Below are 22,478 nucleotides of genomic sequence, written 5' to 3'. Positions count from 1 at the left end.
GCTCCCAAAAGGATCACGCTGACCTGTGGGAGCGTGGCTTGCCCGCGATGGCCGTTACGCGGTCTTAAGCCTTGTTATGACGCTCAATCGCAAACCCGGCCCACGTCTGGCTCACCGGCATCAGTTCCAGGCTGTTGATGTTGATGTGCGCCGGCGCATTGAGCACCCAGAAAATGGTCTCGGCGATGTCCTGCGGCTGAATCGGCTCGGCACCGGCGTAGGTCGCATTGTAGCGTTCCTGGTCACCCGCGAAACGCACCAGCGAGAACTCGCTCTCGCACAGGCCCGGTTCAATATTGCTGACGCGCACGCCAGTGCCTTGCAGGTCGCAGCGCAGGTTCAGCGAGAACTGTCCAACGAATGCCTTGGTCCCACCATAGACATGGCTACCCGGGTACGGATAGTTGCCGGCGACGGAGCCGAGGTTGACGATACCGGCACCGCGACCGTGGGCGATCAGGCGTGGCAACAGCAGGCGTGTGGCGTACATCAGGCCTTTGATGTTGGTGTCGACCATGGTGTCCCAATCGTCGAGATCGCACTTCGGCGCCGGGTCAGCGCCCAGTGCCAGGCCAGCGTTGTTGATCAGCCCGCGCAGCTTGGCAAAGGACGGCGGCAGATTGGCGATCGCCTCCTCCATGGCCTTGCGATCACGCACGTCGAGCACCAGGCCATGGACCTCGGTCTGTTTCGACAACTCGGCGCACAGGGCGTTGAGGCGTTCTTCACGACGGCCTGTCAGCACCAGTTTCCAGCCGGCATCGGCAAAACGACGGGCACAGGCTTCACCAAAACCGGAAGTCGCGCCGGTAATAAACAGGGTGTTGGACATCGTGTTCTCCTTGCTTCGGCTGACGGTCAGCCATTGGAATAGAAAATCAGCTGGCAGCATGCCCGGCCCCGCTCCCACGGGCAACCATCGTATTTTTGTATGAAAAGTAATCAATCATGGCAACGCCTTGCCTGGCGTGGCCTGCAGCTATGTACGCGCACGTTATCCACAGGCGGGTCCACAATTTCCGGGGGCAAGTGGAAAAGCTGGGAGCCGCTATCCACAAGGCTTTGCGGGCAGATTACAAAGTTTTTCGCTTGACCCTCAGGTGCGAGCTGTGTAGCCCATGGCATTTTGCACGATGGGAAGATCAAACCGACGATGGCGCCAAGCCAGTAACTACGGCCCTCAGCCGAGTCTTTCCAGAGTTTAACCACAGACTTATCCACAGGCAGGCCCAGCACATTTCGCGCCACTTTAGCTGCCAACAAAAAGGTTGACAAAGCCGACTCCGGGTCCAGCAAAAACGCCTGATCAAAAAACAACCACATCGCTGCAAGCCACGGATTTAAAGGCTCGCAGACAGCTACTCCCACGTTATTCACAGCCAGCTCCACAGCAAACGGGGACAAGTCAAAAGCGAGACAAAACAACTATTTGCAGCGGCTTTATGTCGCGCTTTGAGAGCTTGTGAATATTGTTTTCCACAATTTCCAAAAAGCACACAGCTACCCCTATGGGAGCGGGCTTGCTCGCGAAAGCGGTGGAATATCCAGCATCAACGTGACTGACACACCGCTTTCGCGAGCAAGCCCGCTCGCACAGGGAATTTTGGTGTATTGGAGGTGTAAAAAAGCCCCGGCGATTGCTCGTCAGGGCTGTGGATATTTCGGCGGCGTGTCAGTGCCCGCCGAGATAAGCGTTACGCACCTCCTCGTTGACCAGCAACTCCTTGCCGGTGCCGGTGATGCGGATCTCACCGTTGACCATCACGTACGCCCGGTCCGACAGCTTCAGCGCGTGGTTGGCGTTCTGCTCGACCAGGAAGATGGTCATGCCGGTACTCGCCAGTTCCCGCAGGGTCGCGAAGATCTGTTTCACCACGATCGGCGCAAGCCCCAGGCTCGGTTCATCGAGCAACAACAGCTTGGGCCGACTCATCAACGCACGTGCGATGGCGAGCATTTGTTGCTCGCCGCCGGACATGGTCATGGCGCGCTGGTTACGGCGTTCCTTGAGTCGCGGAAACAGCTCGAACATGCGCTGCATGTCTTCGGAAGCGTACTTGTCACCGATAGGAATGGTGCCCATCAGCAGGTTTTCCTCGACGGTCATGTCGGGGAACACCCGCCGGCCCTCAGGCGACTGAGCAATGCCATTGGACGCAATGTAGTGCGACGATTTGTGTGTGATGTCCACGCCTTGATAGATAATCTGCCCGCCAGCCGCCCGCGGCTGGCCGAAGATCGACATCAGCAAGGTCGATTTACCGGCGCCGTTGGAGCCGATCAGGCTGACGGTTTCGCCTTCTTCGATATGCAGCGAGACTTTTTTCAGGGCCTGGATCGGCCCGTAAAACACATCCAGATCCTTGAGTTCGAGGATGGGTTGGCTCATAGCACCACTTCCTCTTCATCAGCGCCCAGGTAGGCCGCAATCACTTTCGGGTCGTTGCGAATCGCTTCAGGTCCGCCCTCGGCGATGACGATGCCGTGGTCCAGCACCACGATGTGGTCGGAAATGCTCATTACCATGCCCATGTCATGTTCGATCAGCACCACGGTCAGATCGTGCTCGTCGCGCAGCAGACGGATCATCGCGCTCAGCGCTTCGGTTTCCTGAGGGTTGAGGCCGGCAGCCGGTTCGTCGAGGCAGATGATCTGCGGCCGTGTGCACATGGCACGGGCGATTTCCAGACGGCGTTGCTGGCCGTAGGACAGTTCACCCGCCAGACGGTTGGCGCAATCCACCAGGTCCACGACTTCCAGCCAGTAGAAGGCGTGGTCCAGCGCATCGCTTTCGGCCTTGCGGTAGCCCTTGGTGTTGAGGATGCCGGCCAACATGTTGCGATTGACCCACATGTGCTGGGCCACCAGCAGGTTTTCCAGCACCGACATTTCCTTGAACAGGCGAATGTTCTGGAACGTACGCGCCAGCCCGGCACGGTTCACCAGGTGGGTGCCGCCGAACATCTTGTAGCGCATCCGGGTGATGAAGCTTTTCGGTGAAACGAAATCCGTGGCTTTGAACGATTCACCCAGCAGCTGGATGACATCGGTGCGCTCGCCGCGGGTATTGAGTTCGATCTTGCCGCCGGAGGCCTTGTAGAACCCGGTCAGGCAGTTGAACACGGTGGTCTTGCCGGCGCCGTTGGGTCCGATCAGGGCGAAGATCGAGTTGCGATGCACCTTGAGGCTGACATCGCTCAACGCCTTGATGCCGCCGAAGTGCATCATCAGCTTCTCGACCGAGAGTACGACTTCGCTCATGGCGCTACTCCTTTACGCGGGGTCACACCGGTACGGCTGATCCGAATCAGGCCGCGCGGTCGCCAGATCATCATCAACACCATCAACACGCCGAACAGCAACACGCGATATTCCGCAAAGCCGCGCAGCAGTTCCGGGGCAACGGTCAGCACGAAGGCTGCAATCACCACGCCGATGGTCGAGCCCATGCCGCCGAGTACCACGATGGCGAGGATCAGGGCCGATTCAAAGAAGGTAAACGAGGTCGGGTTGACGAAGCCTTGATAGGTGGCAAAGAACACCCCGGCCAGGCCGGCCGTCGAGGCACCAATGGTGAACGCCGAGAGCTTGACCAGTACGTGGTTCAAACCCATGGAGCGGCAGGCGATTTCGTCTTCACGCAGGGCTTCCCAGGCGCGGCCGACCGGCATCTTGACCAGACGATGCTTGATGTACAGCACGGCCAGCACCACCAGGAACAACACCGCGTAAATGAAGTAATACTTCACGTCCGGGTTATAGGCGATGCCGAAGAACTCATGGAACGGGACACCGCCCTCCTTCGCGCGCTTGCCAAACTCGAGGCCGAAGAAAGTCGGCAACGGAGCCGCCATGCCATTCGGACCGCCGGTCAGGGACAGCCAGTTGTTGAGGACCAGGCGAATGATTTCACCGAAACCCAAGGTCACGATCGCCAGGTAATCACCGTGCAGCCGCAACACCGGAAAACCGAGGATGCAGCCGGCCAGGCCAGCGACGATTGCCGCCAACGGCAGCACCGTCCAGAAACCCAGCCCGAGGTATTGATAACCCAGCGCCAGGCCGTAGGCACCGATGGCGTAGAACGCCACGTAACCCAGGTCGAGCAGACCGGCGAGGCCGACCACGATATTCAGGCCCAGGCCCAGCAATACGTAGATCAGCCCGAGGATCACCACGCCCAGCAGATAGGAGTTGGAGAAAAACGGGAAGACTACGGCAACGAGGATCAACAGCGGGATGATCCAGCGCAACCGGGACTTGTAATCAGGCGGCAGTACATGAACCCCGGAGCCGGTGCTTTCAAAGCCTTCAAGAATCTTCAGGCCCTTGGGTGTTTGCAGGAACAGGCTCAGGGCAAACCGGCCAGCCATGACGATGGCGACAATCCACGCCACCCGGGTCGTTTCCATATTGAAGCCGTAGCCGTCGAGGACCACGCCGACAATCGGGCCGAACACAATCAGGGCGACAAGGCCGGCAAGAATCGCGTCAACCAGGCTTCTTTTGAGATCAATGGTTTTTTTAGTGGTTGAAGACATCGCTTACACCTTCGACACAAGAGGACGGCCGAGCAGGCCTTGGGGCCGAAAGACCAGAACGAGAACGAGCAGCGAGAAGCTGAAAACGTCTTTGTAGTCCGAGTTGACCAAACCGGAGAACAGCGACTCGGAGATCCCGAGAATGATCCCGCCGAGCATCGCGCCAGGCAGCGAGCCGATGCCGCCGAGTACCGCTGCGGTAAACGCCTTGATGCCGATGATGAAGCCGGCATAGAAGTCGAACGTGCCGTAGTTCATGGTGATCAGCACGCCGGCCAGGGCCGCCATCGCTGCACCGATGATGAACACGTAGGAAATCACGCGGTCGGTGTTGATGCCCAGGATCGAGGCCATCTTGCGGTCTTGCTGGGTAGCGCGGCACATGCGGCCGAGCTTGGTGTACTTGATGATGTAGGTCAGCAGGGCCATGCCGGCAAATGCGGCAATCAGGATGAAGACCTTGGTGTAGGTCAACTGCACGAAACCAGTGCCGATTTCGACGCGCCAGGCTCCCGTCAGCAAGGTCGGAACGCCTTGTTGCTTCGCGCCTTGGGCGATCTGGGCATAGTTCTGCAGGATCAGCGAAATCCCGATGGCGCTGATCAGCGGTGCCAGTCGAGTGGAGTTACGCAGAGGCTTGTAGGCGACGCGCTCAATGACCCAGCCATACACCGCCGTAACCACGATGGTGAAGATCAAGGTGCCGAGCATCAGTAGCGGGAAGGATTCAATACCGAAGTATGCCAGCAGAGCCAGACTGATTGCCGCGAGGTAAGCGGAAATCATGTAAACCTCGCCGTGGGCGAAGTTGATCATGCCGATGATGCCATAGACCATTGTGTAGCCGATGGCGATCAGGCCATAGACCGACCCGAGGGTCAGACCGTTGACCAGTTGCTGCAGGAAAATACCATCCATAACGCAATCTCACGCATTTGAGAGACTGCACAGAAGCGGGGTGCGACGGACCGGGGTTCAGCCGCCGAAGCAACTCGGTTTTGTGCAGCTCTACGAGAAAAGACAGGTACTGCACGGACATGTTGTTTGATTGCCCGGCGCACAAGGCACCGGGCGAATCAGCAGTTCATATCACTTCTGCTTTTCCAGTTGGTGGTATTTGCCGTCCTTGTCCCACTGGTAAACCACGTAGTCGGAGACTTTCAGGTCGCCCTTGGCGTCCCAGGTCTTCTCGCCCATCACGGTTTTGACCGGGTTTTTCTTCAGCCACTCAGCGGCTTTCTCGCCACTGTTGGACTTGGCGCCGTTGAAAGCTGCAGCCAGGGTCTGAACCGAAGCGTAGGCGTACAGGGTGTAGCCTTCAGGCTCGGTGCCTTTCTTGCGGAACTCGTCTACCACCGTCTTGCTGTCTGGCAGCAGGCGTGGATCGGCGCCGAAGGTCATCAGCACGCCATCAACGAATTGCGGGCCGCCCGCGGTGGTCACCAGTTCGTCGGTCACGATGCCGTCATCGGACATGAACTTGACATCTTTCAGACCTTGCTCACGCAGTTGACGAACCAGAGGACCGGCTTCCGGGTGCAGACCGCCGAAGTAGACGACGTCGGCGCCAGCGCCGCGGATTTTGGTAACGATGGTGCTGAAGTCTTTCTCGCCACGGGTCAGGCCTTCATACAGCACAGGCTTCACGCCGCGTTTTTCCAGCTGGGCCTTGGTAGCGTCCGCCAGACCCTGACCGTAGGTGTCCTTGTCGTGCAGGACGACGACTTTTTTGCCCTTGAGCACGTCGACGATGTAGTCACCGGCCACGATGCCTTGCTGATCATCACGCCCGCACATACGGAACATGGCGCTCAGGCCGCGTTCGGTGACTGCCGGGTTGGTGGAACCAGGGGTGATTGCAATGATGCCCGCTTCGTCGTAGATCTCGGAGGCCGGGATGGTCGACGAGGAGCAGAAGTGACCGACCACGCCAGCGACTTTCTGGTTGGTCAGGTCCTTGGCGACCGTCACAGCCTGTTTCGGTTCGCAGGCGTCATCGCCCTTCACCAGTACGATTTTTTCCCCGTTGACGCCGCCCGCCGCGTTGACCGCGTCGGCTGCAGCCTGTGCACCCTTCATGTACTGCTCGCCAAATGCCGCGTTGGCACCTGTCATCGGACCCGCCACACCGATTTTCACATCAGCCTGTGCAAACGCAGAAACACCCAACGCAGTTGCCACTGCGAGGGCCAGAAAGCCTTTCTTGTAAAACGTCTGGGACATGAGGTGGTGCTCCAAGGTTTTTTTTAGTTGGCACTTCGACTTCTCTGAATGCTCAGAGCAAGGGCCGTGCCATCGGTTTTTTATTCTGAGAAAAGTCGCTGCTTTATTGTTATTTCGACTGTTTCGATCCCATTTTCATTGGGCGTGCAACCGTCTAAACCGCGGAAGGTGAAACCATTTATTTTTAAAGGCGCAACCCGCGCGCGCCATCATTGCAACCGCGGCGCCAAACGACGTGCAACCAGCCTGTAACAACGTGCGTCACCGAAGTGCACACTGCTGGTGCGGTACTGCTACAACCCGCACCTTTTACAGGCTAGTCGCTGCGCGAAAAAGCGCCGCTTCCAGCAACAAATTTCAACAATCAAATAACGATCCGCAAGCACTGGCCTGCGTGATACAGCGAAAAACCAGCCTCGTACAGACAGCTGCGCAAACCCACCCCCGCCAGTGGCTGCATGGGGGCGAAGGGGATCGGCAGCGCCTGAGGATTTCCGTTACACAGATAATCGGCGAAGGCTTTGCCAACCACCGTCCCCGTTGTCACGCCCCGGCCGTTATAACCGGTGACTGCCACTAAACCGGGCGCCGGCTCGAATAAACGCATCAAGTGATCGGGGGTAAACGCGATGCAACCGGTCCAGGTGCATTCCCATTCCACGGGTTTGAGGTAGGGAAAATAGTGCTGCTGCACCCGATCGGCCCAGGCCTTGAGGAACCAGGTCGGTTTCTGATTGCCATTGCCGAGGCTGCCGAGCAGCAGACGACCGTCTTTATCGCGACGAATACTGCTGAGTACCTGGCGGGTGTCCCAGGAACCCTGGCCGCCGGGCAGGATTTGCTGCGCGGCGTCTTCGGTCAGCGGAACCGAAGCCACCTGATAGTAATAACCGGGGAAAAAATTGCGTCGCAGCTCGGTCCAGTCGCCTTCGGTGTAAGCATTGGAGGCGATGACCACTTGCTCGGCGAGCACCGAACCCTGAGCGGTTTGCACCGACCAGCGTTGGCCCTGACGTTCGAGCCGGGTGACCGGGGAATGATCGAACAGCTGACCGCCGAGGTTGATAGCCGCTTTGGCCAGCCCCGTGGTGTAAGCCATCGGATTGATCGTACCTGCACGCTTGTCGAGCAATGCGGCCGCGATTTTTTTGGTGCCCGTCGCTTGCTCGCAGGCTTGTCCGGTCAGCAGCTCGACCGGCGCCCCGCGACGTTTCCATTGTTCTTCACGACTGCGCAGATCGGCTTCGCCACGGGCGTTGTGCGCCATGTGCAGCGTGCCTTCGCGGCGTAACTGGCAATCGATGTTGTATTTGTCGACCAGGCTGAACACCAGGGACGGCGCCGCACCCAGCATGCGATTAAGCTGACTGCCTACCGCTTCGCCGAACCCGGCTTCGATCTCGTCCGGTGGAATCCACATCCCGGCGTTGACCAGCCCGACGTTGCGCCCCGATCCGCCGTGACCGGCGCGATGGGCTTCCAGCACACAAACAGTCTTGCCTTTTTCCAGCAGATGCACCGCCGCCGACAGACCGGTGAAGCCGGCGCCAATGACGCAGACGTCGACCTTCACTTCGCCCTTGAGCGCGGCATTGTCAGGCCTTTGCGGCGTCAGTTTTTCCCACAGACACTCTTCGCGTAACGGCATTGCCAGACTCCAACAGAAACCTAACCAACACACAAATCAGTGTGGGAGCGGGCTTGCTCGCGAAAGCGGTGTATCAACCACCATTGATGTCGGCTGACAGATTGCATTCGCGAGCAAGCCCGCTCCCACAGGGAATCATTGTTCGACTGGAGGATCAGTCGAACGTAATGCCCTGCGCCAACGGCAACTCCAGCGAATAGTTCACGGTGTTGGTCTGGCGGCGCATGTAGCCGCGCCATGCATCGGAGCCCGACTCACGACCGCCGCCGGTTTCTTTCTCACCACCAAACGCGCCGCCGATTTCCGCGCCGCTCGGGCCGATGTTGACGTTGGCGATGCCGCAGTCGCTGCCGACCGCCGACATGAACTGCTCGGCTTCACGCACGTCGGTGGTGAAGATGCACGAGGACAAGCCTTGTGGCACGGAGTTGTTCAGGCGCAGCGCCTCGTCGAAATCCTTGTAACCGACCACGTACAGAATCGGCGCGAAGGTTTCGTTGCAGACCACATCGCTTTGCTCCGGCATTTCAACGATGGCTGGCGAAACGTAGTAAGCATTCGGGAATTTGTCTTCCAGCTGACGTTTGCCGCCAAATACCCGGCCGCCTTCGCTCAAGGCCTGCTCCAGCGCGTCCTGCATGTTGTCGAAACTGTGTTTGTCGATCAGCGGGCCGATCAGGTTGCCTTCCAGCGGATTGCCGATACGCACTTTCGAGTAAGCGGCTTTCAGGCGGGTGACGATTTCTTCTTTCACCGATTCGTGAGCGATCAGGCGACGCAACGTGGTGCAACGCTGACCGGCGGTGCCGACGGCGCTGAACAGGATGGCGCGAACGGCCATGTCCAGGTCGGCGCTTGGGGCGAGAATCATGGCGTTGTTGCCGCCCAGTTCCAGAATGCTGCGGGCGAAGCGTGCGGCGATTTTCGGCGCCACTTCACGGCCCATGCGGGTGCTGCCGGTGGCGCTGATCAGCGCAACACGCGGGTCATCGACCAGGGCTTCGCCGGCATCGCGGCCGCCGATAATCACTTGGCTCAGGTGTGGAGGTGCGTCGCTGAAGTTCTTCAGTACGCGGTCGAACAGTGCCTGGCAGGCCAGCGCGGTCAGCGGGGTTTTTTCGGACGGTTTCCAGATCACCGGGTTGCCGCACACCAGCGCCAGCGTGGTATTCCAGGCCCAGACCGCGACCGGGAAGTTGAACGCACTGATCACGCCGACAACGCCCAACGGGTGCCAGGTTTCGCGCATGTGGTGGCCAGGACGCTCGGACGCGATGGTCAAACCGTACAGTTGACGGGACAGGCCGACGGCGAAGTCGCAGATGTCGATCATTTCCTGAACTTCACCCAGGCCTTCCTGAGTGATCTTGCCCGCTTCCCAGGACACCAGCTCGCCGAGGTCGGCCTTGTATTCGCGAAGGATGTCGCCCAACTGGCGCACCAGTTCGCCACGGCGCGGTGCCGGGACCTTGCGCCACAATTCGAACGCATGATCTGCACGACTGATGTGCTGCTCGACTTCAGCAGCGCCTTCCCAGTTAACAGCGGCAATCTGGCTGCCATCGATCGGCGAATGCACCGGCACTTTGCCGTTCTGGTACAGGGCCGGGTTCACACCAAGACGATCAAGCAATGCGGCAACCATGGGTCACTCCTCAAGCAAAAAACAAAAAACGTGCAGCCGGATATTCACGACTGATCAGGCCTGTAGTTTTAGCTCCCCGGAGGTTACCCAACAAACGACCTTTAAGAGAGATATCATTCCGTTTATTCATGCTTTGAATTGCTGGCAGTAAAAGAAACAAGAAAAAGGACCGTCCATGCTGAATAAACGCTACTTGCCATCGATCACCGCGCTGCAGTGTTTCGAGGCCGTCACCCGGCATTTGAGCTTCACCCGGGCCGCCGAAGAGCTGAACCTGACCCAGAGCGCCGTCAGCAAACAGGTCGCGCAACTTGAAGAGTTGCTGCAGCACCTGCTGTTCCGCCGGGTGCGCCGACGCCTGCAAATGACTCCGGCCGGTGATTTGTACCTGGTGGAAGTACGAAAAATCCTCACGCAGGTCGAGATGTCGACCCATTACCTGCGTTCCTACGGCGGCGAGACCGAAGTCTTGCGGGTTTCAACACCGCCGACCTTCGGTGCCCGCTGGCTGGTGCCGCGCTTGAAAGGGTGGCGCCTGCGCCATCCTTCGATCCATCTGGACCTGTGCAGCGAGCAGGAAGCCGATGATCTGCTGCAAGGTCGCAGCGACCTTGCGTTCTATTTCGGCCAGGGCTCCCGTCCCGGCACCGAATGCCTGAAGCTGTTTGGCGAGGAGCTTGTTCCTGTGTGCGCACCGGGCAGCCTGCCGGACACGCCGTTCACCGATCCTACGCAACTCACCGACCTCGTCCTGCTGCAAAACGCCTCGCGACCCCAGGCTTGGCACGACTGGTTCAACAGTCAGGGCTATCACACCGAACACAGCTACCACGGCCCGCGCTTCGAAACCTTCTACATGTGCATCCGCGCCGCTCAGGTCGGCTGCGGCGTGGCGTTGCTGCCGCGTTTCCTGGTGGAAGAGGAATTGGCCGACGGCAAACTGGTCATACCCTGGCAGCACGCGATGCCCAGCACCGATGCCTATTACCTGGCGTATCCCGAGCACTCAGCGGAAGTGCCCAAGGTGCGGGACTTTGTGAAGTGGATGCTGGAGCAGATTGATAGCCCGGAAATGTCACTTATCTAGGGTTGCGACCAAACCCTGTGGGAGCGGGCTTGCTCGCGAAAGGGCCGGCACATTCAACATCAATGTTGGCTGACCCACCCCCTTCGCGAGCAAGCCCGCTCCCACAGGAATCTGCTGCGGTCTAAAAATTGCTGGCAATACACACCACTGATATGCGCCACTAGCCCCATTCATTGAAACAGCTGAAACGTCGCGACCACGGGCCGCGGCCAGCCTGGAGACCCCCGTTATGAGCGAGAGCGTGTTTGGCGATCGCATCGTGCAGAACCTGCTCGACACCGACTTCTACAAACTGACGATGATGCAGGCGGTGCTGCACAACTACCCGAACGTGGAAGTCGAATGGGAGTTTCGTTGCCGTAACAGTGAAGACTTACGCCCATATCTGGCGGAAATCCGCTTCCAGATCGAACGCCTGGCCGAGTTGAGCCTAAGCGCCGACCAACTGAGTTTCATGGAGCGCATCAGCTTCATGAAACCGGACTTCCTGCGTTTTCTCGGGCTGTTCCGCTTCAATCTGCGCTACGTCCACACCGGCATTGAAAACGGCGAACTGTTCATCCGTCTGCGCGGTCCGTGGTTGCATGTGATTCTCTTTGAAGTACCGCTGCTGTCCATCGTCAGCGAAGTACGCAACCGCTATCGCTACCGCGAAATCGTTCTGGAACAGGCTCGCGAGCAGCTCTACCGCAAGTTCGACTGGCTCACCGCCAATGCCAGCGCAGACGAATTGTCCGAATTGCAGGTGGCGGATTTCGGCACGCGTCGGCGTTTTTCGTACCGCGTGCAGGAAGAAGTGGTGAACGTGCTCAAGCACGATTTCCCCGGGCGTTTCGTCGGCACCAGCAACGTGCATCTGTCCCGGGAGCTGGACATGAAACCTCTGGGTACCATGGCCCACGAGTGGATCATGGCCCATCAACAGCTCGGCCCACGGCTGATCGACAGCCAGATTGCCGCCCTCGACTGCTGGGTGCGCGAGTACCGTGGCTTGCTAGGGATCGCCCTCACCGACTGCATCACCATGGATGCCTTCCTCAACGACTTCGACCTGTACTTTGCCAAGCTCTTCGACGGCCTGCGCCATGACTCCGGGGATCCGGTGGTCTGGGCAGAAAAGGCTATAGACCACTATCAAAAGCTGGGCATCGACCCGATGAGCAAGACGCTGACGTTCTCCGACAGCCTGACACTGCCCAAAGCTCTGGAAATATTCCGGGCGTTGCGCGGCCGGATCAATGTCAGCTTCGGTATAGGCACCAACCTGACGTGTGATATTCCGGGTGTCGAACCGATGAGCATCGTGCTTAAAATGGCGGCCTGCAACGGTCAGCCCGTGGCAAAGATTTCCGATGAGCCTGGCAAGACTCACTGCAAAGACCCGAATTTCGTCGCCTATTTGCGACATGTTTTCAAAGTACCTGCCGCCCTTTCCAGCACCACTAGCAAGGAGTGAATTCATGCAAGCCGTACAGCGTGAGATTGCTGAGCAGCTCAACGTTCAACCGCCGTTCGCCGACCATGCCGCCCTCGAGGCCGAAGTCGCCCGACGGGTCAGCTTCATTCAGGAGTGCCTGGTCAATTCCGGGCTCAAGACCCTGGTGCTGGGCATCAGTGGCGGCGTCGATTCCCTGACCGCCGGCCTGCTGGCCCAACGCGCCATGCGTGAACTGCGCGATCAAACCAACGACAAAAGCTACAAGTTCATCGCCGTGCGCCTGCCGTACGAAACCCAGTTCGATGAACACGACGCCCAGGCCTCGGTGGATTTCATTGCCCCGGACGAACGCCACACGGTGAACATCGGCCCGGCGGTGAAATCCCTGGCCAATGAAGTCGCGGCCTTCGAAGGCAAGCACGCGGTCTCGGTGGATTTCGTACTCGGCAACACCAAGGCGCGGATGCGCATGGTGGCCCAGTACACCATCGCCGGCGCAGCGCAGGGCCTGGTGATCGGCACCGACCACGCGGCGGAAGCGGTGATGGGCTTCTTCACCAAGTTCGGTGATGGCGCCTGCGACCTGGCCCCGTTGAGCGGCCTGGTGAAAAACCAGGTTCGAGACATTGCCCGCAGTTTCGGCGCGCCGGAATCGCTGGTGGAAAAAATCCCGACGGCCGACCTTGAAGACCTGTCGCCGGGCAAACCGGACGAAGCGTCCCACGGGGTGACCTACGCCGAGATCGACGCGTTCCTGCACGGCCAGTCGGTGCGTGAGGAAGCGTTTAAGATCATTTGCGATACGTATAAGAAGACGCATCACAAGCGCGTAATGCCGTTTGCACCTTAAATCTGTTGGCGTCTGTTCTGACGCCATCGCGGGCAAGCCACGCTCCCACAGGTATTGTGTCGGACGCCGGTATTGAGTACGACTCAAATCCTCTGGGAGCGTGGCTTGCCCGCGATGAACGATGATGCGGTCCTCTGTCAGGCACAAAAAAAGCGCCCTAATTGGGGCGCTTTTTTTATGGGCTCGAATCGATTACTTCAGCGTAACCGTACCTTTCATCATCGAGATGTGGCCCGGGAACGAGCAGAAGAAGCCGTATTTCTCGTTGGCATCAAGCTTCGACACGTCGAAGGTCACCGAGTCGGTTTCCTTGGCACCAATGATTTTGGTGTGGGCGATGACGCGGGCATCACCTTCCGGCAAATATTGCTTGTCGATACCAGCGGCCAGGCCTGCGGTGGCGATCGGCTGCATGTCAGCTTCTTTACTCAGAACCCAGTTATGGCCCATGACGTTTTTCGGCAAGCTGCCGGAATGAGTCAGTTCGACGGTGAACGTCTTGCAGCTTTTGTCGATTTCGATGGCCTTGGTGTTGAAGGACATCTGATCGGTGGAGTCGACAGTGACCTTGCATTCGGCAGCCATCAGTTGGCTGCTGGCCAGTGTCAGCAGGGATACCGCAACAAGTTTGGCAAACATGGTGAATCTCCAGGGCAGGGTTAAACAAAAGTGCGAATGGACAGAAGACTGCCTGAAAACTTCGCAAGTTCCTATGACCTGAATCAAAAATTGTATACAACTTTCGGGCTATGACACCTATCGAAACAATCTACCAGCCAGACGTCTACCCCGGCTCTATCATCAGCGCGTCATCCCTCATCTGGAGCGCCTGTCATGTCCTTTAACAGCCTGTTACGCAGTTTACTCGCCGCTTATGCCTGTGGCGCCAGCGGCACCTATGAAACACCTGAACGCGAAGTTTAGACCTTGGAGCGCCGAGCGCCTGCCTTTACTCTGTGGCCATCCTGACCATGGAGTAAGGCATGTCTTTAACGTCCGTTTGTGTATTTTGCGGTGCCAGCACCGGCACCAACCCGGCTTATCGTGAAGCGGCTGTCGCCCTCGGGCGAGCATTGGCTGAGCGCAAGCTGACTTTGGTTTATGGCGGCGGTGCCGTCGGGCTGATGGGCATCGTCGCCGATGCGGCACTGGCGGCTGGCGGTGAAGTGATCGGGATCATCCCGCAAAGCCTGAAAGACAAGGAAATCGGCCACAGCGGCCTGACTCGCCTGGAAGTGGTCGACGGCATGCATGCGCGCAAGGCGCGGATGGCAGAGCTCAGCGACGCCTTCATCGCGCTGCCCGGCGGCCTGGGCACCCTGGAAGAACTGTTCGAAGTCTGGACCTGGGGCCAGCTCGGCTACCACGGCAAACCGCTCGGATTGCTGGAAGTGAACGGTTTCTACAGCAAATTGACCGGTTTTCTTGATCATATCGTCGGCGAAGGCTTCGTTCGCGAAGCGCACCGTGACATGCTGCAAGTGAGCGAATCGCCGCAAACCCTGCTCGATGCCCTCGACGCTTGGCAGCCGACAGTGGTGCCCAAATGGACAGAGCAAAAACCCAGCTAACGGCTCGGCACCGATACAGGGCAGAATATGCGCCGCTCAACCTCACCTTCGACCCCAGAGGATCGCCCATGGCTAAACCTAATTATTCCTTCGCCAAACGTCAGAGAGACTTGGCCAAGGAGCAGAAGAAAGAGGAAAAGCTTCAGCGCAAGAAAGCTACAGCTGAAGAAGAAGCAGCAGCACTGAACCCGGATGCCGAAGGCGAAGTGGCTACAGACGAAACTGAAGCACCGAAAGATCAGGCGCCCGACGCCTGAGACCCTCAGGGCCCGATGATCTGATCAGGCCCACCGGATCTGTGTCCAGGGTCAGCAGCGACGTTGCTGACCCTCACAGCCCCCTCTGAAATACCCCATCCCCAAAGAACTGCACACTCTCCTGTGGGAGCGGGCTTGCTCGCGAAGGCGTCGGCACAGCCAACATCTATGTGACTGTGAAACCGCTTTCGCGAGCAAGCCCGCTCCCACAGGGGATCGTGGTTAATCCAATGGCATCACGGTGACGCGGACTTCGGGATCATGGCTTCCACCACCCAGAATCACCCCTCGCAACGGCGACACATCGGAGAAGTCCCGGCCCCAGGCCAGGGTGATGTGTTCAAGCGCGGGTTGCACATTGTTGGTCGGATCAAAATCCACCCAGCCCAGCACCGGGCAAAACACTGAAACCCAGGCATGGGACGCATCGGCACCGATCAGTCGCGGCTGGCCGGGCGGTGGCTGGGTCAGCAGGTATCCGCTGATGTACCGCGCCGCCAGTCCCCGGGAGCGCACGCAAGCGAGCATCAGGTGAGCGAAGTCCTGACAAACCCCGCGCCGACGCTCCAGCACTTCCACCAGCGGCGTCGCCACCTGGGTCGCTTCGGCGTCGAAGGTGAACTCGCTGAAAATTTTCTCCATCAACGCCTGGACGCCCAGCAACAACGGCCGCCCGGGTGGAAAACAGCTTTCCGAAAAATCGACAAAGTTGCGTTTCAAATGCACGTAGGGCGATTCGAATCGATAACGGCACGCTTCCAGCAACTCAGGAGAAAGCGGCTGGCTACTGTAGGTCAGCGCGTTACGGGTTTCTTCCCACGCGGGAGACTGATGGAAATCCAGCGTTGGCCGGGCCAGCACCTCGACGGTGAGTCGGGCGTTGACCAGCAATTCATCATGCGGCCGCTCAAACGCCAACCGGGTAAGCGGATTGCCAAACACATCCAGCTCATCCCGGCGCGAGGTCGGTTCGGGACTGATCTGCAAGTGTTGCTCGGTGCAACGCTGCCAGGCACAGGCCCGTGGCCACAGGTGCGCGAGTTGCTGGGCCAGGGACACCGGGCTGTCGTAGTGATAATGGGTGTCGTGGAGAATCTGGTAATGGGCGCTCATCAGACGGACACCGTGCGCTGGCTGACATCATCGACATGGGCGAAATGGCGCAAGGCCAGACGATCCGACACCTGTCCGCTGGCATCGGCGATCTCTTGCAGCAAATCGGCCAGGCCATTGATGGCAGCGCGAACGCTGGCTTCGCCGAACAGCGAATTCTCCAGGCAGCCCAGATCGAAACGCGCCAAGCGTTCCACTAGATCCGGCAGGCCCGCTTCACGAGGTGCCCCAAAATCATCGTTCAAGCGTTTCAGTGTGCGGGTGACCAGTTTCAACTGGAACAAAACTGCATGGGGGTTTTGCTCGTCGAGCAGCAAAAGATCGAGCACCGGAATCAACTGCGCCACTGCCAGATACCGCGAACGATAGGTGATGCTGCTGTTGCCCAGTTCCAGCAGCCATTCCAGCCCGGCCTGATCAAAAGCACCGGCACCGCGCAGAAACGCCGCCAGGCTGGCGCTGAGAAATTGCAGGCGTTCGATCCGCCGACCGATCATCAGGAACCGCCAGCCTTCATCCCGGGTCATGTCGTCCAGGGCAAAACCGGAAAGCGCCGCCAGGGACATCACCAGACGGTTGAGGAAATCCAGTAACTCGCCAAAATCCGGCTCTTCGGTTTCCAGCTCCATGGCTTCACGCTGCAACTCCACCAGCGCCTGCCAGTTTTCCCGCGAGAGCTTGCCGCGCACTTGCGAGGCGGCCCACTGCAAGCGCTGCAGGTTGGAGCGCAGACTGAAAGGCCAATCATCGCCAAGTAACGCGGCCAACAGGCGCTCGGGCAACTCGCCTTCGTCCGGCAACAGATTCAGGCGCTCACCCAGATCGACCGCCGCTTCCAGGGCCTGTGGATCATCGCCATCGACGTAGCGCGCCAGCATGATCCGAAGCAGTCGCGCGCTGTCATCACAACGTTCGCAATAACGGCCAAACCAGAACAGGTTCTCGACCACCCGCGACGGCAGGTACGGATCCCGTCGAACCAGGTCATGCACGCCGATCGTACGCTGGGTTTTCCATTGCTCGCCGCTGGGAGGACGATCCCCCAATACCCAAGTGTCCTTGCTTGCGCCGCCGCGCTGCATCGACACCACTTCGGCATCCGCTTCGGCGGCGACGCGGGTCAGACCGCCGGGCAGCACTCGATAGCCGTCGCGGCTCGCCACCGCATACACACGCATACCGATGGCTCGTGGTTGCAACTGACCGTCCTCGGCCTGCCAGATCGGGGCCTGGGACAATTGCGCCAATTCTTGCGCGACATAGGCGTAAGGCCGTGCCTGCATGCGCTCGGCCAAAGCAAAGCGCTGTTTTTCACTCAGATCGCGACCAAACACAGGTACGAAGCTTTGCGAGGGGAACGCTGGTTTGATCAGCAACTCCGGCAGTTTCTCCAACGCCTGGGCCAGCACCGGCGTTTCACCGCACCACCAGGTCGCGATGGACGGCAGGATCAGTTCTTCGCCAAACAGGAATTGATTGATCTTCGGCAAGAAGCCCAGCAAACCCGGCGACTCCAGCACACCGCTGCCGAGGGCATTGGCCACCAGCACCCGCCCCTGCCGCACGGCTTCGAGCAAGCCCGGCACGCCGAGGGCCGAATCGGTCCGCAACTCCAGCGGATCGCAGAAGTCGTCGTCGAGCCGACGCATGATCGCGTGAACCCGACGCAGGCCACTGAGGGTTTTCAGGTACACCGTGGCATCGCGCACCGTGAGATCGCCGCCTTCCACCAGTGGATAGCCGAGCTGGCGCGCCAGATAGAGATGTTCGAAATAGCTTTCGTTGAAACGCCCCGGCGTCAACAGCACGATCAGCGGCACGTCATCATCGGTTGGCGCCTGACGGGCGAGAGTTTCCTGAAGCGTGCGGAAGAACCCGGCCAGGTGCTGCACCTTCAGGTCGCGGTACAACTCGGGAAAGGCCCGGGACACGATGGTGCGGTTTTCCAGCGCATAACCGGCACCGGAGGGCGCTTGAGTCCGGTCCGCCGTCACCCACCAGCGGCCATCCGGCGTACGCGCCAGATCGACGGCATACAAATGCAGAAAAGCCCCGTCCGGCGGTGTAATGCCCTGACAGGGCCAGAGGAAGTTGTTGTGACCGAACACCAGCTCTGCCGGCAGCAGCCCTTCGGCAATCAAGCGTTGCGGGCCGTAGAGGTCAGCCAGCACGGCGTTCAACAGTCGAGCCCGCTGGGCGATCCCGGCCGATAACTGCTGCCACTCATCCGCAGCAATCACATGCGGCAGCAGGTCGAGTTCCCACGGCCGGTCGGCCCCCTTGGGGTCGGCGTAGACGTTATAGGTCACGCCGTTTTCCTGGATCTGCCGGGTCAACAGTGCCTGACGCTGCACCAATTGCGCTGGCGTGCTGCGTTGCAATTGGTCGAACAACCGGCGCCAATGCGGCCGTACGGCGCCGCTGTCGTCGAGCAGTTCGTGATAAGTGCCCGCCGTCAGCGGGTAGCGGTCAAGCAGGTCAGGCATGGAAAGCTCGGCAGACAGCAAAGAACGGTCAGACTAACGCAGGCTCATGACGCCCGGATATACGAAAAATCCGAGCGTCGCGTACGGTTTAGAAACGTCGTAAATCGAGCGTCATCGGCAGCTCGTCGTTAATGTCCAGAATCGGCACAGGAAGTTTCCCCGGGCTGTGTCCGATGCGGAAGAAACGCGCCATTCGCCGGCTCTCGGCCTCATTGGCGTTCACCGGCAGGCTGTCGTAGTTGCGCCCGCCCGGATGGGCGACGTGGTACTGACAGCCACCCAGCGAGCGCTGCATCCAGGTGTCGAGCAGGTCGAACACTAACGGTGCGTGGACCGGGATGGTCGGTTGCAGGCAGTTGGCCGGTTGCCAGGCACGAAAGCGCACACCAGCGACGAACTCGCCGACGCGTCCGGTCGGCTGCAAAGGCACGGGAACGCCGTTGCACGTCAGCAAATAACGCTGCGGCGCCAGGCCGGTGAGCTTGACCTGCAAGCGCTCCAGGGACGAATCCACGTAGCGCACCGTGCCGCCGACCGCGCCCTCCTCACCCAGCACATGCCAAGGCTCCAGCGCCTGACGCACTTCCAGTTCGATGCCGCTGACGGCGTAATCGCCGACCTTGGGAAAACGAAACTCCAGGTGCGCGGCAAACCACTCCGCCCGCACGGGATAGCCGGCGGCATTGAGATCGACGATCACATCCGCGAAATCCTGCTCGATAAAGTGCGGCAACAGGAATCGGTCATGCAGCTCAGTGCCCCAGCGCGCCAGTTTCGGCGGCGCATAAGGTTCGCGCCAGAACCGCGCGACCAGCGCCCGCAGCAGCAACTGCTGCGCCAGACTCATTCGCGCATGCGGCGGCATTTCAAAGGCACGTAATTCCAGCAATCCAAGTCGTCCCGTAGCGCCATCCGGGGAATAGAGCTTGTCGATGCAGAACTCAGAGCGGTGCGTGTTGCCGGTCACGTCGATCAGCAAGTTGCGCAGCAACCGGTCGACCAGCCATGGCGCGCACTCCTCGCCCGGTTCGGGCATCTGGGCAAAGGCAATTTCGAGTTCGTACAACGCATCGTTGCGCGCTTCATCGACGCGCGGCGCCTGGGACGTCGGGCCGATGAACAATCCGGAAAACAGGTAGGACAAGGACGGGTGGTTATGCCAGTAACTGATCAGGCTGCGCAGCAGATCGGGACGGCGCAGGAACGGCGAGTCAGCCGGCGTCGCGCCACCCAGGACGAAATGGTTGCCGCCGCCCGTGCCGGTGTGCCGGCCGTCGATCATGAATTTCTCGGTGGTCAGTCGGGTCTGGCGTGCTTCTTCATAGAGAAACTCGGTGCGCTCCACCAGCTCATCCCAGGTGGCGGATGGCTGCACGTTGACCTCGATCACGCCCGGATCCGGGGTGATGCGGAAGTTGCTAAGGCGCGGATCGCTCGGCGGCTCGTAGCCTTCCAGCAACACCGGGCAACGCAGTTCCTGAGCCGTGGCCTCGATTGCGGTGACCAGCTCCAGATAGTCCTCGACCCGTTCCAGCGGCGGCATGAACAGGTACAACCGCCCTTCTCGAGCCTCGGCGCAGAACGCGGTGCGGGTCAGCCAGTCGGCGGATTCATCGACCTCCAGATCCCGCTCGATTGCCTCGGCCGGTGCGCCCGGACAGTTCAACTGCTGAGTGTCGGGAAGCGCAGGGAATTCCTGATTGGGGTCATTCGGGTAGATAAACGGGTATTCGGCCGCTTTTACCCAAGGCTGCGAAGCCAGCGGCAAGCGATAACCCAGCGGCGAATCCCCCGGCACCAACCGACAATGCTCGTCACGCAGGTACCAGCGGCCGCTTTGCCATTGATCGCCCTTGGCGGTACGTGCCAGCGGCAGGACCTGACCGATCACCTTGTCCAGCCCCTGACTGAAGACTTTACGCAGACGCGCCCGCTCCAGCGGTTCCTCGAGACGTGAGTCTTCGGCGCTGACGTTCAGCGGCAACGTGCCTTCGCGCCAGAGGTAATAGAAATTGTCTTCGTAGGCCGGGAACACAAAGCGTGTCGGAATTTTCAGGCGTTCGGCGACACTCGACAGAAAACGCCCGGCCAGTTCGCCGTCAGCGCCATAGTCTTCCTGCTCATCGGCGATCAGTGCGCTGTTGTGCCAGATCGGCACGCCATCGCGGCGCCAGTAGCAGTTGAGCGACCAGCGTGGCAGTTGCTCGCCGGGGTACCACTTGCCCTGGCCGAAATGCACCAGGCCTTTGGGCGCGTAATGTTTGCGCATGCGTTGGAACAGTTCAGCGGACAGGCGACGTTTGTCCGGCCCGAGCGCGGCGGTGTTCCACTCGGCGCCGTCCGGGTCATCAATGGACACGAAAGTCGGCTCCCCGCCCATGGTCAGGCGCACGTCGCCTTCAAGCAGGTCGGCATCGATCTGCCGTCCCAGTGCCTGGATCGCCAGCCACTGATCTTCGGTGTAGGGCTTGGTGACCCGCGGCGCTTCCCAAATCCGCTCCACGGACATTTCGTGGGTGAATTCACACTCGCACGGTTCCACCAAGCCACTGATCGGTGCCGCAGAGCCCGGATCGGGACTGCACGCCAACGGAATGTGTCCTTCACCGGCAAACAGCCCCGAGGTCGCGTCCAGGCCGATCCAGCCGGCACCGGGCAAATAGACCTCGCACCAGGCGTGCAGGTCGGTGAAGTCGACTTCGGTGCCCGAAGGGCCGTCGAGGCTTTTGACGTCGGCGGTGAGTTGAATCAGGTAGCCGGAGACAAAACGCGCCGCCAGCCCGAGGTTGCGCAGCAGTTGCACCAGCAACCACGCCGAGTCGCGGCAGGAACCGGAGGCGTGTTCGAGGGTGTGTTCGGGAGTTTGTACGCCCGGCTCCATGCGGATCAGGTAGCCGATGTCTTCGCTCAGGCGCTGATTGAGCGCCACGAGGAAATCCACACTGGGCAGCGGCGTGCGGTCGATGCCATCCAGATAAGCCTTGAACGTCGGCGTCAGGGGCAAGGTTTCCAGGTACGGCGCCAGTTCTTTGCGCTCGTCTGCGGCGTAGGCGAACGGGATCTTTTCGGCGTAGGGCTCGAGGAAGAAGTCGAATGGGTTGAAGACCGCCATCTCCGCCAGCAGATCGACCTCGATCCGCAGCTCATTGGTTTTCTCCGGGAACACCAACCGGGCCAGGTAATTGCCCTGGGGATCTTGCTGCCAGTTGATGAAATGCTGCTCAGGGGAGACTTTCAGCGCATAGGACAGGATCCGCGTGCGACTGTGAGCAGCCGGGCGCAGGCGAACGATCTGCGGACCGAGCTCGACGGCGCGGTCGTAGCGGTAATGCGTGACGTGGTGCAATGCGACATGAATCGACACGGCGTGCCTCCTGCGAGCCTTAAGCGTATCGGGAAAGCGCGCAAGACTTATGCCATCCAGCGGCACTGGCGCTTTCTTCGGTTGCTTGAGGCAGTACAGCACCAAAATCGGGCGATGCGGGAATTTGGTTGGGAGGAGTTGCACGCAAATGTTGCGAGGCATCCAAGATCGTTCCCACGCTCTGCGTGGGAATGCAGCCCGTGACGCTCCGCGTCACTGGACGCGGAGCGTCCCTAGAGGCATTCCCACGCAGAG

At 59.8% G+C, this 22,478-nt stretch carries 18 protein-coding genes; 5 read left to right on the top strand and 13 right to left on the bottom strand.

The window, feature by feature from the left end; translation table 11 throughout:
• Positions 1–64: 64 nt before the first annotated feature.
• The 9 genes from ACA072_RS02800 to amaB form a co-directional block, all read right to left on the bottom strand.
• Complete coding sequence (locus ACA072_RS02800; RefSeq protein ID WP_497622959.1) at positions 65–832, bottom strand: SDR family oxidoreductase; 768 nt, start codon at positions 830–832, stop codon at positions 65–67.
• A 110-nt stretch (positions 833–942) separates the two neighbouring features.
• Positions 943–1,377, bottom strand: coding sequence for a hypothetical protein (locus ACA072_RS02795; RefSeq protein WP_497622958.1), 435 nt, complete (start codon positions 1,375–1,377; stop codon positions 943–945).
• Between the two features lie 295 nt (positions 1,378–1,672).
• The gene (locus ACA072_RS02790; protein WP_497622957.1) at positions 1,673–2,389 is read right to left on the bottom strand and encodes an ABC transporter ATP-binding protein; all 717 of its coding nucleotides are present in this window, start codon (positions 2,387–2,389) and stop codon (positions 1,673–1,675) included.
• The gene (locus tag ACA072_RS02785; protein WP_109627727.1) at positions 2,386–3,261 is read right to left on the bottom strand and encodes an ABC transporter ATP-binding protein; all 876 of its coding nucleotides are present in this window, start codon (positions 3,259–3,261) and stop codon (positions 2,386–2,388) included. Before ACA072_RS02785 ends, ACA072_RS02790 begins: the two co-directional genes overlap by 4 nt.
• Positions 3,258–4,541: a high-affinity branched-chain amino acid ABC transporter permease LivM gene (gene livM / locus ACA072_RS02780; protein ID WP_497622955.1), complete on the bottom strand. Its 1,284-nt coding sequence runs from the start codon at positions 4,539–4,541 to the stop codon at positions 3,258–3,260. Before livM ends, ACA072_RS02785 begins: the two co-directional genes overlap by 4 nt.
• Positions 4,542–4,544: 3 nt before the next feature.
• On the bottom strand, positions 4,545–5,459 hold the full coding sequence (locus ACA072_RS02775) for an ABC transporter permease subunit (protein WP_010464150.1): 915 nt from the start codon (positions 5,457–5,459) through the stop codon (positions 4,545–4,547).
• 171 nt (positions 5,460–5,630) lie between these two features.
• Positions 5,631–6,764 (bottom strand): ABC transporter substrate-binding protein, encoded by a 1,134-nt coding sequence (locus tag ACA072_RS02770; RefSeq protein WP_438659795.1) that lies wholly within the window; start codon positions 6,762–6,764, stop codon positions 5,631–5,633.
• Between the two features lie 364 nt (positions 6,765–7,128).
• On the bottom strand, positions 7,129–8,412 hold the full coding sequence (gene amaA, locus ACA072_RS02765) for an L-pipecolate oxidase (protein ID WP_497622953.1): 1,284 nt from the start codon (positions 8,410–8,412) through the stop codon (positions 7,129–7,131).
• A gap of 154 nt (positions 8,413–8,566) precedes the next feature.
• Complete coding sequence (amaB, locus tag ACA072_RS02760; protein ID WP_497332967.1) at positions 8,567–10,057, bottom strand: L-piperidine-6-carboxylate dehydrogenase; 1,491 nt, start codon at positions 10,055–10,057, stop codon at positions 8,567–8,569.
• A 175-nt stretch (positions 10,058–10,232) separates the two neighbouring features.
• Between amaB and ACA072_RS02755 the strand changes: the two genes are divergently transcribed.
• The 3 genes from ACA072_RS02755 to nadE all read left to right on the top strand — a co-directional run bounded on the left by ACA072_RS02755 (position 10,233) and on the right by nadE (position 13,432).
• Positions 10,233–11,144: a LysR family transcriptional regulator gene (locus ACA072_RS02755; RefSeq protein ID WP_497622951.1), complete on the top strand. Its 912-nt coding sequence runs from the start codon at positions 10,233–10,235 to the stop codon at positions 11,142–11,144.
• A gap of 229 nt (positions 11,145–11,373) precedes the next feature.
• Positions 11,374–12,600: a nicotinate phosphoribosyltransferase gene (pncB, locus tag ACA072_RS02750; RefSeq protein WP_497622950.1), complete on the top strand. Its 1,227-nt coding sequence runs from the start codon at positions 11,374–11,376 to the stop codon at positions 12,598–12,600.
• Between the two features lie 4 nt (positions 12,601–12,604).
• A complete protein-coding gene (gene nadE / locus ACA072_RS02745) occupies positions 12,605–13,432 on the top strand; it encodes an NAD(+) synthase (RefSeq protein WP_497622948.1) in 828 nt (275 codons plus the stop codon).
• 192 nt (positions 13,433–13,624) lie between these two features.
• Here nadE and azu read toward each other — a convergent pair whose 3' ends face one another.
• On the bottom strand, positions 13,625–14,071 hold the full coding sequence (gene azu, locus ACA072_RS02740) for an azurin (RefSeq protein ID WP_461978961.1): 447 nt from the start codon (positions 14,069–14,071) through the stop codon (positions 13,625–13,627).
• 344 nt (positions 14,072–14,415) lie between these two features.
• On the opposite strand from azu, the gene ACA072_RS02735 reads away from it, so the two are divergent.
• Together ACA072_RS02735 and ACA072_RS02730 are read left to right on the top strand one after the other, a co-directional pair.
• Positions 14,416–15,003: a cytokinin riboside 5'-monophosphate phosphoribohydrolase gene (locus ACA072_RS02735; protein WP_109627716.1), complete on the top strand. Its 588-nt coding sequence runs from the start codon at positions 14,416–14,418 to the stop codon at positions 15,001–15,003.
• Between the two features lie 68 nt (positions 15,004–15,071).
• Positions 15,072–15,260, top strand: coding sequence for a hypothetical protein (locus ACA072_RS02730; RefSeq protein ID WP_007947526.1), 189 nt, complete (start codon positions 15,072–15,074; stop codon positions 15,258–15,260).
• A 222-nt stretch (positions 15,261–15,482) separates the two neighbouring features.
• Here ACA072_RS02730 and ACA072_RS02725 read toward each other — a convergent pair whose 3' ends face one another.
• The 3 genes from ACA072_RS02725 to ACA072_RS02715 all read right to left on the bottom strand — a co-directional run bounded on the left by ACA072_RS02725 (position 15,483) and on the right by ACA072_RS02715 (position 22,223).
• Positions 15,483–16,373 carry a transglutaminase family protein gene (locus tag ACA072_RS02725; protein ID WP_497622946.1) on the bottom strand — a complete coding sequence of 297 codons (891 nt, stop codon included), beginning with the start codon at positions 16,371–16,373 and terminating at the stop codon, positions 15,483–15,485.
• Entirely contained in the window at positions 16,373–18,859 is a 2,487-nt protein-coding gene (locus ACA072_RS02720; protein ID WP_497622944.1) for a circularly permuted type 2 ATP-grasp protein, read from the bottom strand. The genes ACA072_RS02725 and ACA072_RS02720 overlap by 1 nt, the downstream gene beginning before the upstream one ends.
• An 88-nt stretch (positions 18,860–18,947) precedes the next feature.
• Positions 18,948–22,223 (bottom strand): transglutaminase family protein, encoded by a 3,276-nt coding sequence (locus tag ACA072_RS02715; RefSeq protein WP_497622942.1) that lies wholly within the window; start codon positions 22,221–22,223, stop codon positions 18,948–18,950.
• Positions 22,224–22,478: the final 255 nt, after the last annotated feature.

It is taken from the genome of Pseudomonas sp. LBUM1656 (assembly GCF_059716065.1).
This window is presented reverse-complemented; position numbering and strand designations above follow the sequence as displayed.